General features: G+C 47.0%; 10 protein-coding genes and 1 tRNA gene. 6 read left to right on the top strand and 5 right to left on the bottom strand.

The window, feature by feature from the left end; all coding sequences use genetic code 11:
* Nucleotides 1-90 precede the first annotated feature (90 nt).
* On the bottom strand, nt 91-477 hold the full coding sequence (locus tag QUA77_RS16715; protein WP_015175702.1) for a response regulator: 387 nt from the start codon (nt 475-477) through the stop codon (nt 91-93).
* A gap of 741 nt (nt 478-1,218) precedes the next feature.
* On the opposite strand from QUA77_RS16715, the gene QUA77_RS16710 reads away from it, so the two are divergent.
* The gene (locus QUA77_RS16710) at nt 1,219-4,026 is read left to right on the top strand and encodes a GAF domain-containing protein (RefSeq protein ID WP_333451291.1); all 2,808 of its coding nucleotides are present in this window, start codon (nt 1,219-1,221) and stop codon (nt 4,024-4,026) included.
* Between the two features lie 101 nt (nt 4,027-4,127).
* Nucleotides 4,128-4,199: transfer RNA gene (locus QUA77_RS16705), tRNA-Gln, on the top strand.
* 527 nt (nt 4,200-4,726) lie between these two features.
* Here the strand turns inward: QUA77_RS16705 and QUA77_RS16700 are convergent.
* Entirely contained in the window at nt 4,727-6,229 is a 1,503-nt protein-coding gene (locus tag QUA77_RS16700; protein WP_333451289.1) for a serine hydrolase, read from the bottom strand.
* Nucleotides 6,230-6,421: 192 nt separating this feature from the next.
* Between QUA77_RS16700 and QUA77_RS16695 the strand changes: the two genes are divergently transcribed.
* Nucleotides 6,422-7,528: an N-acetylmuramoyl-L-alanine amidase-like domain-containing protein gene (locus QUA77_RS16695; protein ID WP_333451287.1), complete on the top strand. Its 1,107-nt coding sequence runs from the start codon at nt 6,422-6,424 to the stop codon at nt 7,526-7,528.
* 142 nt (nt 7,529-7,670) lie between these two features.
* Here the strand turns inward: QUA77_RS16695 and QUA77_RS16690 are convergent, their stop codons facing one another.
* Nucleotides 7,671-9,002, bottom strand: a complete 1,332-nt coding sequence (locus QUA77_RS16690; protein WP_445242213.1) for a D-alanyl-D-alanine carboxypeptidase — start codon at nt 9,000-9,002, stop codon at nt 7,671-7,673.
* A gap of 439 nt (nt 9,003-9,441) precedes the next feature.
* Nucleotides 9,442-9,777, bottom strand: coding sequence for a ribbon-helix-helix domain-containing protein (locus QUA77_RS16685; RefSeq protein ID WP_039886507.1), 336 nt, complete (start codon nt 9,775-9,777; stop codon nt 9,442-9,444).
* Nucleotides 9,778-9,870: 93 nt separating this feature from the next.
* Between QUA77_RS16685 and QUA77_RS16680 the strand changes: the two genes are divergently transcribed.
* From QUA77_RS16680 to QUA77_RS16670, 3 genes are all read left to right on the top strand, one after another.
* The gene (locus tag QUA77_RS16680) at nt 9,871-10,125 is read left to right on the top strand and encodes a hypothetical protein (RefSeq protein ID WP_333037290.1); all 255 of its coding nucleotides are present in this window, start codon (nt 9,871-9,873) and stop codon (nt 10,123-10,125) included.
* Nucleotides 10,126-10,345: 220 nt separating this feature from the next.
* Nucleotides 10,346-10,861, top strand: coding sequence for an HNH endonuclease (locus tag QUA77_RS16675; protein WP_190660760.1), 516 nt, complete (start codon nt 10,346-10,348; stop codon nt 10,859-10,861).
* 238 nt (nt 10,862-11,099) lie between these two features.
* On the top strand, nt 11,100-11,498 hold the full coding sequence (locus tag QUA77_RS16670) for an alr0857 family protein (RefSeq protein WP_333037289.1): 399 nt from the start codon (nt 11,100-11,102) through the stop codon (nt 11,496-11,498).
* 100 nt (nt 11,499-11,598) lie between these two features.
* Here QUA77_RS16670 and QUA77_RS16665 read toward each other — a convergent pair whose 3' ends face one another.
* Entirely contained in the window at nt 11,599-13,641 is a 2,043-nt protein-coding gene (locus tag QUA77_RS16665) for a CHAT domain-containing tetratricopeptide repeat protein (protein ID WP_333451327.1), read from the bottom strand.
* Nucleotides 13,642-13,724: the final 83 nt, after the last annotated feature.

Raw genomic sequence — 13,724 nt, 5'->3', positions numbered from 1 at the left:
ATCAGAGAGCGCGATCGCAACTTTTTAGTTCATTAATTACTCAAATTACTTCATTAATTACTCAAAACTGATTTTTTTTCCTAAGTCCGATTATTTGATTTTGATAAACTTACCAATTACCTCGCGCAACTTATCAGCATCAAACGGCTTAGTTAAATACTCTGTTGCTCCCGCCAAACGCCCCTGTACCTTATCAAAGGCTCCATCTCGCGCTGTCAGCATTACGATCGGCAAATTCTGAAACTGAGGCAAGCTCCGCACCGTGCGGCAGAGTTCCAATCCGTCAATACCAGGCATCGAAACATCCAGCAACAAAACAGAAATTTGTTCGTGATAAATCGTTGACAAAGCATCCACTGCATTGTCGGTTACGAGAACTCGAAACTCTTTGCTTAAGGCCTGTTTAACAAGTCCTTGCATCACGACGCTATCATCAACTGCCAAAATAGTTGGTACTTGACTGCTACTTGCAGACATATTCTTCTCCCTGTTTATTTATAGTTCTTGAAAATACAAAACATACTTCGTTCAGTTATTTTTAGAGAGTTGCCTCTACCCAATAATTGTCAACTCCGTTGGAGAGTTAGTTGAAGCTTTACCCCTGTTTTTTTACCTCAAACTCGAAAAAAGGGATTGGGAGAGTGGTCGATCGGCAATTACAACAGTTGCAAAATGTGCATCAGGGCCCAGAAACCCTAAAAGGTCGAGTTTGAACAACTATTGTTACAAAGTTTAACATCTTACCAATCTTTTGTAATTCATCTCCTAACTGTAGTTGAACTACCGGCTAAGGCACAGCTCGGTAAAGGACACTGGTATTGTGGCACAAACCCCTGATTTAAATCTACCAGCAAGCCAGCTACCCACGATTAGACAAGTCTGTTAAAATACAATTAAACTGATAAAAAAATTCTAGGTAAGCAATAGTCATATATTTTGGAAAGCTGCTTCCTCCCAACAGAGGCTCTTAGATTTAGAGAGCCGGAGGTATTCAAAAGCATAGTCAACTGGAAGTATAATTTATATAGTCTTAGATCTGGGGTGCTCTAACTCCGATAACTCAAAAGTTTCCCGATCAGTCAAGAGGTTAGTCTGAATTTGGCGCAAGCAACCTGCGCCGAACTTGCGCCCCGAGTCTCCCAGCACAGAATTCATAGCTTGTTTTTCAAGGGAAGTATTGAGAAGGGCGGTTGCCAGCAACTAAACGGGCAGTTACACATGATGAAAGCACCCTTGCCTCTTGGTAAAAAAGTGTTCAAGCTCCATAACATTGATTTGTATCAGCTTCTTGGCTCTGATCCAGAGGCTTGCTTGGACAGTTTGGTTAGTTTGGCAGCTCATATCAGCCGAAGTCCTATTGCTTTCTTGAGCTTGATTGACGGTAACCGCCACTGGTTGAAGTCGCAGTTAGGTATCGATCGAACTTTGGCCCAGCGTTACCTGAATTTTTGCGATCGCGCCCTAGACCCAACTCCCGAAGATTTCCCCCAGAGTTCAAACTCAAACTCGGAATTTGACCGGGCAATTTCCCTGCAACAACCGCCCGTTGCTCCCGAATTTGCGATCGAACTTCCTATAAATTCCTTTAAAGAACTGCCTGCCGCCATTGTTCGAGACGCTTCCACAGATATGAGATTTGGCGATCATCCGCTGATCGTTTTCTACCCCTTCGTGAAATTTTACGCCGGAATCCCAGTTGTTAGCTCAGAGGGGCAGGTGCTGGGAGTGCTATCCGTCATGGACTCGGTGCCGCGAGACTTGACAAAAGAAACGATAGAAGCTATGCAAGCTTTGAGTCGGCAAGTTGCGAGTTTGGTGGAGTTGCGCTGGCAATTAGTCCAAGCCCAGAAACAGTTGCCAGAGGTAGAAGATATCACCTCGGAGAACCCGCAAATCTCGGAGTTAGTTCCTGGCTCGAACCGCGACAGCTTGTGTGCCGTCCATACGCCACAGAGCAGCATGAGAATATACGCAACAAAAGAGCTCCCAACGCTGGGGGAAACAGGCAAATCTCAATATGTGTGGGAAGCTTCAGCGGGCATCGGACACGCGGACGATACCCAACAAATCCGAGAAATCGTTGCCGGCCCCCGCGACACCTCCGATCGCCAACTAACGGCAGCGTCCCTACAAGAGCGATCGCGCTTGGGAACCCTGCAAGCTAAAGTCGGTGCAGCCCTCGGACAAGGCGGGAAAATATCGGTCATCCTCAACCGCTGCACTGAGGCAATGGTAGAGTACCTCGACGCCACAGGGGTGAGCATCTGGACTTTTAACTTGCAGACAGAGCGGTTAGAATTGCAGGCCAACTCAGGACTTAGCAGCCAAGAGTGGGCACCGGAAATAGAAGATTGGGTGCGAACAGAAGCCGGAAACCTCCAAACGGCTCCTGTGTGCCTACTGTCGAACCCGTCTCTTTGCACCATTGCCTATCCGCTGATTGTGGAAGAGCGACTGGTGGGAGTGATGGCTCTGTGCAGTAGCGCTTTGGCAAGCGAGGGAGCGCTAGAAGTTCTCGGCTGCATGACTAACGCCATCGCTGTGGCGATTGATCGCCACGCAGCCCGAGAAGAATTGTTGAGCCGCCGGGAAGGCTTGCTGTTCGGCCTCGCCAGCCAGATGCGAAATTCCCTCGACCTCGACAAAATTTTAGATACGGCTGTCAACGAAATTCGCAGCTTGTTACAGGTTGACCAGTGCTACTTTTTGTGGTATTCCATCTCGCGAGACGGGCAGCCAAGCTTTGCAATCACCCACGAAGCGGCAAATCCCGAAGTGAAAGACCGGCTTACAGAATACCCGATCGAACAAGTAACCCTGCTGGCCGAGAAAATTTGCCACCGCCAAACGCTCCGGATTGGCGACGCGGCAACAGCACTCTGCATCGAACAGCCGACGCGAGATTTTTTGACCAGTATCGGGATTGTTTCTAACCTGCTGCTGCCGCTCAAGACTCGCTCCGGTCAAATGGGGGCTGTAGTTTGCAACCATTACAGCAGCCACCGTTCCTGGGCGACGAGCGAAGTGGAATTGCTGCAAGCGGTGGTGGATCAACTGGCGATCGCGATCGACCAAGCCGAACTCTACGCCCAAACCCGCGCGGCAGCCTTAGCCGCCCAAACTCAAGCCCGCCAACTGACGGAAACTTTGCAGCAGTTGCAGCAGAAAGAAGCTCAGCTCATCCAAAACGAAAAAATGTCCTCTCTCGGTCAAATGGTCGCCGGCGTCGCCCATGAAATTAACAATCCGGTTAATTTTATTTACGGCAACTTGACTTATTGCAAGCAGTACATGAAAAATCTGCTGGATTTACTGCACTTGTATCAAAAGCATTACCCGGAGCCTTGCCCCGAAATTCTCGACAAAAGCGAAGAAATCGATGTTGATTTCATAGTGCCGGATTTGCTGAAAATTCTGTCTTCAATAGAGATGGGAACTGAACGCATCCGCCAAATTGTCCTGTCTCTGCGGAACTTCGCGCGGCACGACGAAGCAGAAATGAAGCTGGTGGACATTCACGAAGGAATTGACAGCACGCTGCTGATTTTGCAGAGCCGCGTCAAGTCAAATGGGCTAATACCGGGAATTGAGGTAATTAAAGACTACGGTAACTTGCCGAAGGTAGAGTGCTATCCCGGACAGCTCAACCAAGTATTTATGAATATTTTGGCGAATGCGATCGACTCTTTGGAAAATCAGCCTCCACCCAAGACGATCAAAATCTCGACGGCGGTGGTGAACCCAAACTCGGAGGCTGATGAGTCAGGAAAGTCAAGCGGTCAAGTTGTGGTGATTCGGATTCAAGACAGCGGGCCCGGATTGGCCGAAAAAGCTAAATGCCACTTGTTTGACCCTTTCTTTACCACTAAACCTGTGGGCAAGGGTACGGGACTCGGCTTGTCTATTAGCTACCAGATTGTGGTGGAAAAACACGGAGGAAGCTTGAACTGTATCTCGAAACCAGGACAGGGAGCGGATTTCAGGATTGAAATCCCGGTAGCTCGCCCCCGTGCGATCAGAGCATAAACCTGCGGGCGATCGCTTCCAAAAACATTTTTAAAATTTTCTTGTCAAAATGCTTGACAGATTGCTGTGTTTGAATGTTAAGATAGTGAAGGTTAAGACGTTGGGGCGTCGCCAAGTGGTAAGGCAGCGGGTTTTGGTCCCGCCATTCAGAGGTTCGAATCCTTTCGCCCCAGTTAAATTGTGTCAGGTCAATCAATTGTTTAACTCATCGTTGAGAGTTAGCGATCGACCGACGGGAGACAAACAACTTCCTAACTACAAATCTAATTAGGACTTACTCACAGGATATAAGAAACTGGGTTTCTTGCTGCGGGTTTTACCTAAAATCCTAGATTTGTGGTCAAGAAATTGGTTTTTTTGGTCGCCAGTGCCCATTTTTCGCAGAAACCGTTGTTTGTGCGTAATCTCACTTCTGACTGCGCCGAAATAGTATAGCAGAAGGAAGAAGGAAGAATCAATAAAATCAATCGTTTCAGCCATTAACAGCGTCCTAACCGTCGGGCGCGGTTGCTATAAAATCGAGTTAACATTCAACACTCATATCAAATCCGGTTGCATTGGAATGATTAAACCAATCTTGATGCAGAGAATACAGAGGAAGAGAACAGAGAGATGAATAATTCCGATGCAACCGGATTTGAGATCAACCATCCTTCAGTTTTTCAACTAATAGTCAACATTCAACAAGCCCTACTCCATATCACTGCAAAGTGCTGGGGCCACGAGCGTTTAGCCGATCGAAAACGTATCGGGAAATGGCCGGAAAAGCTGTTTCGTCCTTGGCATAAGCCGGATCGTCTGCGAAAACAACTAAGATATAAATCGCGCGATCGTCTAAAGTTCTGACAAAGGCCGCTTCGCTGCGGGATTTGGAAGTATAGCCTACTTTGGAACCAAAATAAATATTAGTTGGTAAAGATTCGCCCAGAAATCCTTGTATCGAATTGCTAGGGTCATTTTTCCACGCCTTGGGGTCTAAGTCTCTCGTTAGCAAGTAAGCCATTTTGCGGCTGGCGACGCTGGAAACGGCTTGTCTAGTATAGATTTCATATATTAATCTGGCGGCTTGGTCGGTAGTTACTTGATTACGAATCGGCTGAGAAGCATCGCCCCGCAATTGCAAGTCGCGACCGATTGGTCCTTCTTGTCTTAAATAGTATATGGGATAATTTTTGGTGCTTATACGAAGATCATTGTAGCCTGCAGACTGGAAAAATGTGTTAATTTGAGTGCGCTTTTTCAGCCATGTTTGCAACTCTTCTCCTGCGAGCCGTCCGCCGGATTTTGTATCTGTGATTTTGTCTAAAAGCCTGCTAGCAGAATCGTTGTTGGAGATGCGAATCATTTGCTCCAGGTCGTTTTTAAAGGCAGATTCTTTTTGCGTAATGAGGCCTTTTTCAATGGCTGAGTAAAACGCTGCCATCCAAAATAACTTGGCAACACTAGCGGGAAATCGGAGAGTTTGATTTTGATATCCGGCGAAGGTGTGAGTTTTGGAATTGCTAACATCAAATAAGGTAATTGATAGCCGTTCTGCAGGCAATCCTTTGCTGGTTGCAATTTTCACAGATTCATCAACAATCCCTTGCAATTCTTGAGAGTAAACGGGATTGGGAGGTGTTTTGATGTTGTAGCTAAACGTAGGCTCGCTTTGACGATCGGCTAAATTTTCCGATGGTTCAATTGTCGGAGGCGAGAGTGCTTCTTGAGGCGAGACGGCCTGTTGAGCCAAGATGACTGGCGGTTCTGGGGGACGGCGAATTCTGAACGGTATTGTGACAATCCAACCGATCGCGATCGCCCCGGCGATTAAACACAAAATGTTACGGTATTTTAGCCGAGAAAATTTCGTCCTCACTCGGCGACGAGAAGGCACTGGGCTTTCGCTGCTTTGGCGTCGGCGTCCGACTGGGCGCTGGCTGCTTTGGGGTCGGGATTGGATTAGACCTGTTGCATGAATCTTTGCTCGATCGGTCAACCGCAGATACAAGGGAGATGAACGCAGATTAACCCAGATAATTTCAAGAATTGAGAGCGACTTTTGAAAGAGGTCTATGGGGCGTCGGGTCTGGATTGGGCGACGAGATGGGACTGGGCGCTCGGTGCTTTGGCGTCGCGACTGGACTGGACGCTCGGTGCTTTGGCGTCGGGACTCGATTGGGCGTTGGGGCCCGATGGGGCGGCGTCGGCGTTCTACTTGCATTACAGTTTTGTGCTATCAAACTCGCACGATCAGTTTATAATAGGGCGGCATCTAAATGACAAGTGTATCGATCTAGTCCGCTGTTGCCAATTTTATCGGTCTACTAGGCTGATTGAGACTTCTAGTAATTGTAAAATGTAATTGTAAAATTTTCAGGATAGCACTGAGTTGAAGCAAAATCCTTTGAAAAACATGAGAAATTTTTGGAGTCTGGCTGTTTTGGGATTTGCGATCGTCGGCGTGAATAACTCTTTGATACCTGATGTTTGGGCATTTCAGTCTCAATCTGCTACGGGATATGTTGTCGAGCGACAAACAGCAGGACAGGGCGCGGATTTAGCGTTTTCCTTGACGGGAAAAAGCGAAAATCGGGAAATAACAAATAACCAAACTGTTTCCAGTTTTCCGAGTATGTTTTGGGACTTCAACAATTTAGCGGAAATTTCCTATTCCGAATTGCTGAAGGTGCTGGCGAGACGCTCGGACTCAAATAATACGGAGAGAGAAACCGTTGCACAACCTGAAGACATAGCACGTTTTGAAAAGGTTGTACAGTATGCAAAACAACAAAATTTGCACGATCGCTCGATGGGAGAAATCGTCCAGGCGATCGCCGATAATTTCCTAGGAAAGCCCTACGCCGCGGGTTTGCTGGACAAATCCGGCGAAGAAAAGTTGCTCATAACTTTGAATAAATTTGATTGCGTTTTGTTTGTAGAAACCGTTTTGGCGATCGCGAGGGGCGTAGCAGTACAAGATTACGACTATCAAAATTTTGTAAATCGCATAGAAGAACAGCGGTATTTAAACGGTAAAATCAACGGTTATTGCAGCAGATTGCACTATTTTTCCGACTGGATTAACGACAATCAAAAACGGCAAACAGTAGAAAATATCACGGCTGAATTAGGCGGAGTGTCCATGAATAAAACACTAAATTTCATGAGCCAGCACCGCAGCAGTTACCCGCAAATGGTCAAAGACGAAGCAACTTATCAGTGCATAGTCAGCCAAGAAGCAGAATTAGCAAAAACTACTGTTAATTACATTCCGACAAATCGGATAAAAAGTGTTTATTCTCAGTTAAAACCAGGGGATATTGTAGCAGTAGCTACGGATGTTAAAGGATTGGATGTCACGCACACAGGTTTAGTTTACCGCAATGCTGACGGCAATATGGGCTTAATTCACGCTTCGCCGGCTGGGGAGGTGACAGTTGCTTACGACTTGCAGAGATATATTAGGAGAGTCGAAAGTGCGATCGGCATTGTAGTCGCTAGGGCCAAAACACCTGATTAAATTAGTTTGTACTCCTAGGGTGCATCAGCTTGCATTATTTTAGCTGAAAATTTAAAATTTCTGTGCTGACGCACCCTATAAACTCTCTTGTGGGGTGGGCACGCGAGCTCGCCCGGAATATACAATTTCAATGCACAACAGCTTATTGAACAATTTCGCTGCGAGATACCTTACTACTTCTAGCAGGATTTGGCGTTAATTCCGGCGGCGAAACTTGAACACTTCCCCACTCATTCAAAAAGCTTTTCAGCAAAACCTCTTGCTGAGTGCGAAATGTCTCGACATTTGCCCCTCCATTCATAATCACAAACCACACAGTTTCTTGTTTTTGAGTTGGCAGGGCTCCGCCCAAAGCGCTAACATTATCCAACGTGCCAGATTTGACTACTGCTAATTTGGGAAGCGCCCGTTCTGCCAGTATTCCTTGATCTTTCCCAACTACAGTTAAGACATCCGCAACTGTCATGCTGTAAGGTTCAAGATAGCGTTCTAAAGCTATAAATAACGCGCAAGCAGCCCGGGGAGAAATGAGATTTTCTTCGCTCAATCCCGAACCGTTGACGAGTTGAATTTCTGCGGGAGGAACTCCGGTTGCTGCTGCTGCTTTTTGCGCGACTGTTTTGGCGCCGCCGACAGTATCAGCTAGCATATCTGCCATGAGATTGTTGCTGTACTGATTCATTTTTTTGATCAGTTCGGTAAGGGGCAAAGAATAATGTTTGACTAAAGGCTGCACATCGTTGGGAGATGCTGGCAAAACTTGTACAGTACCCTCAATGGCTATTTGGGGTTTCGGCGTATTGGGAGGCAGGGTTTGATACTGGGCGGCGGCTTCGCTGGGCCAGATTTGACTGTTCAATCCTTGTTTGAGCAATTCTCCCGATTTGAGGGGATCGAGTTCAAAGTTCATGTAAAACTTATCGACAATTATCAAATTGCCACTGACTCGCTTGATCCCTTTTTGATTTAAGGCGTTACCGAGGGCGATCGCCTCTTCCCATACAAACAACGGGTCGGCGTTTCCCTGTACAATTAAATCGCCTTTTAATACGCCGTTTTCAATTTTTCCCGTTGTACCAATTAAGGTGATAAATTCATGTTCCGGCCCGAATTCTTGCAGGGCTACCAGAGATGTTGCTACTTTGGTAATAGAAGCGGCTGACAGAGGAACTGTACCTTGATGATTGGCTAGCAAAGTATTGCCAGATTGCATCCAGACGCCTTGGTTTTCTTTGGCAAAACCTTGGGCTGCCAACCCGTTAAGATATTGCTGGATTTTGGTATTTGTGGCGGTTTCGGGATTGCTAACAGAGACTATTAAGGGCTGAGGTTGACTTGGTTTAACTGGGGGCGGAGAAGATTCAGCTACAGGAGTGGGAGATGCAAGTTGAGGTGATTCAGTAGCTGCACATCCGGCAATAATTGTGAGAAGGGCGATCGAACTCGCAGCAGTTAAGTAGGGGTTTTTCAGCATTACCTTAATTTTTTTCATCAAATGTACGATCGTCTGTTCGGCACGCCCGATGGAAATTTTAGCACTAGCCAGCGCGTTGTAGAGCCTCCGCATCTGCGTTACCAGAATTGCGAACTGCTAACATTACCTCTCTTCTTCTCCATCTTCCTTCGCGTTCTTCGCGTCTTCGCGGTTCGTTCAATAGAGATTGTTTAAAGACTGCGGAATTTTATACCAATAGTCCGGACTGTTTTTAGTTCGTAGTCTGAAACCCTCGATTTTTCGTTGGTAGCTCGATTGCCTTGGAGCAGGGAAACCCTTATTCTACGGTTGGTAATCAAAAACTGTCCGAAGTATTGAAATCTAAAATCTAAAATCTAAAATCTAAAATAGTCTGATCTTCAGCGCCTGGGGCCTTCACCCCAGGCCGATCGCTCTCACAAATTTTCGATAAACTGGTTTATCCGGCCATACTCCCTATACTCAGCGGCACCATTTCGCCGTGCATCGTCAGGCCTAATAACATCGGCCCGCCCGGTCGAATCAACTCTCCTGTAAGCGCGCAGCGTTCCTCCTGCTGTGCTGTGGCATTAATGCTGGCTCGAATATCCGATCGAGAAAACATCTGGCGATACTCTCCAGACTTCTGCTGCACGTAATTCCAGAGCAAATCTCGAATCAAAGCTTGATAGCCTTGATTGCCCGCGAGCTCTTTAAGTCTCTCCTTGAGCTCTCTTTCTAGTCGAATGCTGGTGACTTCCATTTCGGTGGTTGAGGTTCTAGGTAGGGTATGCATAATTTTTTCTCCGTGACGGGTGGACATATGTGTAATATCAGTGTAGTATGTTTACAGCTAGATTGAAAGCCTCTTAACCACCTTCTGCCTACAGTGAAATTTCTCCCCACCTACTCCACCTATCAACTGAAGTGCGATCGCCCCACAGGTCACTCCGAGTCGTTACAGCACGTCTTTAGCACGGGTTTTGCGACTGTCGCAGCGACCTCGTGGGCGGGCTTGGGCCTAATTAAACGCGGTTATAGTGGATTAGAACAAATTGCAGAAATTAATTACAACGAGGTAGACCGGGACGGTCTGCAAGTGGCACAGCCACATCGAGATACGCGAAGCGGGAGGTACAGCTAAACGACTGTACCAAGACAGGATGAAAATTTGCATGAAAGCAGTTTTTCTAGCCCCCGCTTCTAAGTAAGAGAAGCGGGGGCATTTGATTGGATATTTGAGAAATTCGATCCGCTTGGGGAACTGGGAAAAAACCAGATGTAGCCAATGCTGACGAAGCAAGCAAAATTCAAAATTCAAAATCTAAAATCTAAAATCCAAAATTGATGAGGAGGAGCAAGCCGTGACCGTAGTAACTGATGTATTGAGGCAATCTGTGGTGGTGTTTTCTCAGAATTACCTACCAATGAGCCGTGTCAACATCAAACGGGCGATCGTACTGTTGGTAACAGGCAAGGCTGAACCTCTCGATTTTAGCATCGGCAACGGCTGGCTGGTGCGATCGCCCAGCACCAGCATCCACGTACCCGAACAAATCCGCTTGACTTTTGGTAACAGGGAACGCCTGTGGAAAGTGCCCCCGGTCAATCGCCGGGAAGTTCTGCGCCGCGACGCTCATTCTTGCCAATACTGCGGTAGCAATCGGCATTTGACGCTGGATCACGTGATGCCTCGATCGAAGGGCGGCCCGCATACTTGGGACAACGTGGTGACTGCTTGCGAAAGGTGCAACTCTCGTAAGGGTGATCGAACTCCCATAGAAGCTGGAATGTCTCTGCGAACTAAGCCGAAGGCTCCTATACACCCCACTGTTGCTTTTGCCGAACTGTTTTGGCACGAATACCAAATTGGGGAATAGGGCATGGGGCATGGGGCATGGGGCAGGGGGGATTGGTAATTGGTAATAGCTAATAGTTAATAGCTAATTCAGTCCTGTAATTGAAAAGGATTTTAGTTCGGAATAGCAAACTTTTCATTCCGACCTATCCAATGCCCGATGCCCGATGCCCGATGCCCAATTCCCAATTCCCGATGCCCAATTCCCAATTCCCGATTTTCAATTTTAAACTTTCAATTCCAAATTTAGGGCTGTCAATATGCTGAAGTTGACTTACACTGAAACGGGCTTTAACCTAGAGCGTTTGGCTCAATCTCCCGAACAGTTAGTGGCGCTGCGAGTTGTGCTGGCTATGCGAGTTGGTCAAAGCATCAGCGTCGAACCGAGCACTGCGGCATTTTTGCTGCCCGCGAATTTGCCGGCGCTGTCTCTGTTGGAATCTGAGGCGCGCCGAAACGACAATGATGCGATCGAGCTTTGTGTTGCGGATACTGACTTTGTAGAAGTGACTCTGCGCGGTACGTGGATTTCTGAGGCGTCTGAGGGGGCTGACGGCGTGTTTGCGACTGTGTTGGGCGATCGGGTGGAGCTCTTGCTGCTCAAACTCTGGCTCGAAACTCAGGCTGCTGCGGAGGTTGTCGGGGAAGTCGGCGATTAATATCGGATGTGGAAGGAAGAGGGAAAAAGGAAGAGGGAAATATTTTCTTCATATCGGACTCCCCCACTTTTTCCCCTTCTGGCGATCGTCAGTGGCGCACTCAATTCCATTCTCCTTGCAGCCCAAAAGCGGCCCAATAATAAGGAGATTGCCATTCTGGAAGCTGTAGCACTTCGATTTGCGCCGATCGCAGTGCCGCAGCAGGCGGCAATTTATCTTGGAGCATTTTTTTGTAAAATCGTGTCATCAACTCAGAAGTTACTGGATCGTCAACACTCCACAGAGAAACCACCACACGCGGCGCCCCCGCATACATAAACCCTCTCGTCAAACCCACCAACCCTTCTCCTTTAATGTCTTTTCCCAAACCCGTCTGACACGCACTCAGCACCACCAACTCAGCCGGTAAATTGAGATTAAAAATATCATTCAGTCGCAAGTAGCCATTTTGTAACGTACCTTTCTCATCAACCAAAGAAAGCACCAATCCCGATAATTCGGGATGTTTGCTATTAGCAAATCCGTGCGTAGCGAAATGAACAATGCGATATTGAGATAAATCAGGATCAGTTGTTGTGGTACGATTAGCCGTAAAGTCAAGCGCTTGTTTTTCCAAATCATCAGGAACCAAAGCCAAGATTTGCTGAGCTTCAGTTCGCGTGAAAGGTAGGCGAGTCCAATAAATGTTAGCCTCAGAGGCCGATCTCTGTAATTGTTGCGCTTCCACTGGCAGATTTTCAACAGTTTGATTCTTGGTTGCAGGCGATGTACTCGTGCCTTTGAGCCGTTCGTCGTCCGGGCTAAAAACTGGATCGGCAAACAAGGCGATCGTCTTTGGAGCCTGTTGACGAGTCGCCATATCCCGCCGCAGAATAGCTAAAGTTGAGGCAGAAGGCAGATTAACAATTTCATGCTTAACTATTAGCGGCGCTTCAGATTTTTCCAGCGTAAGGGCGCCAAAAGGGATGTATTGCAAGGCTCCATCCGCAACAATTAGCAAGCGCTTGTTGCCCAACTCAGAAGCAACTGGAGCGAGGATCATTTGGCTTATAAGTGCAGCAGATTCGGCAACCATTTGAGGAGAGGTTCTCGTGGTATCTTTGGTTAAAGTATCGCGGAAATTCTTAGCCGTAGCTTCAATCTCGGTGCGAGAAGGAAGTTCGTAACTGGTGAAAGAAGTTTTCGTCACCGCCCACAAATAACTGCGCTCCTCACCCAAAGAATATTCTAAAAGTAGCGTTTTGTCATCGATTACCTGTTGTTGAATTTGTTGCAAGTTGAGAGGTTCGGGATATTTGAGAGCAGCGTAACGAGGACTGTTGGCGCGAATTTTAGCTTCTATTTGAGCGAGTTCCTTGAGAACTGTGTCGATTTTTTGTTGAACTTCCTCCCGAGCTTCTTGCGTAGATTGAGCGATGACAATTTGGTATTTGCGAGTCTGAAAATCACTAAGTTGTTGTTGCAAATTTTGTTCTTGTGCTAGCAGTTGCGGGTCAACACCTTGGCGAATATTTGCGCTGGCTTCGCTGAGGAGTTCAAGCAGACTGCGGGCACGGGCACGTTCGCTAGCATGAAAGGCTTGTGCGTCGTAACCTCGATCGGGATTTTTCTGGTGCAGTTGCATCAACAAATCGATGTAAAACTGGTAATAATCTTGGTTGCGGGCAAAGTAAGACTGGCGCAGTTCTTGGCTAGCGATTTGGGTGCGGAGGTTTTCAATAATATTAATGGCGGTTTCGATTGGTGTTTTGGCGGCGGCGAGGTTATTTTGTTGGCGGTTTAAGATGGCAAGATTGTAGAGGATGTGCGCTTCTTCTGTTTTGTAACCGAGTTGTTGGGATAGAGATAAAGCTTGGTTATAGTTTTCAAGGGCGGTAGAATTCTGCCCTAAAGCAGCTTGTATTTTCCCCATTTGGTTGAGGACTGTGGTTTCTTTTACTTGGTCGTTTAAGTGTCGGGAGATGCTCAGGGCTTGGTTGTAGGCATTCAGGGCCGTTGACCATTCTTTTGAAGCGATGTAGGTGCTACCAATGCCAGTTAAGGCAGTAGCTTCGGCTGCTAAATTACCTGCTGGTCTGGAGATTACCAGGGCTTTGTTGTAGGAGTCTAGGGCATTTTTCCTGTTTCCTGTAGCAGCGTGAATATCACCAATAGACCTCTTGCAAAAAAAATCTATGTTATAATTAAAGGTTTTGAATTTTAGATCTGAAAGCTAACTCATAATTG

Source organism: Microcoleus sp. K5-D4 (assembly GCF_036704575.1).
Taxonomy (GTDB): domain Bacteria; phylum Cyanobacteriota; class Cyanobacteriia; order Cyanobacteriales; family Microcoleaceae; genus Microcoleus.
The sequence above is the reverse complement of the archived record's forward strand: the minus strand, read 5'-3'. Positions and strand labels throughout refer to the sequence as shown.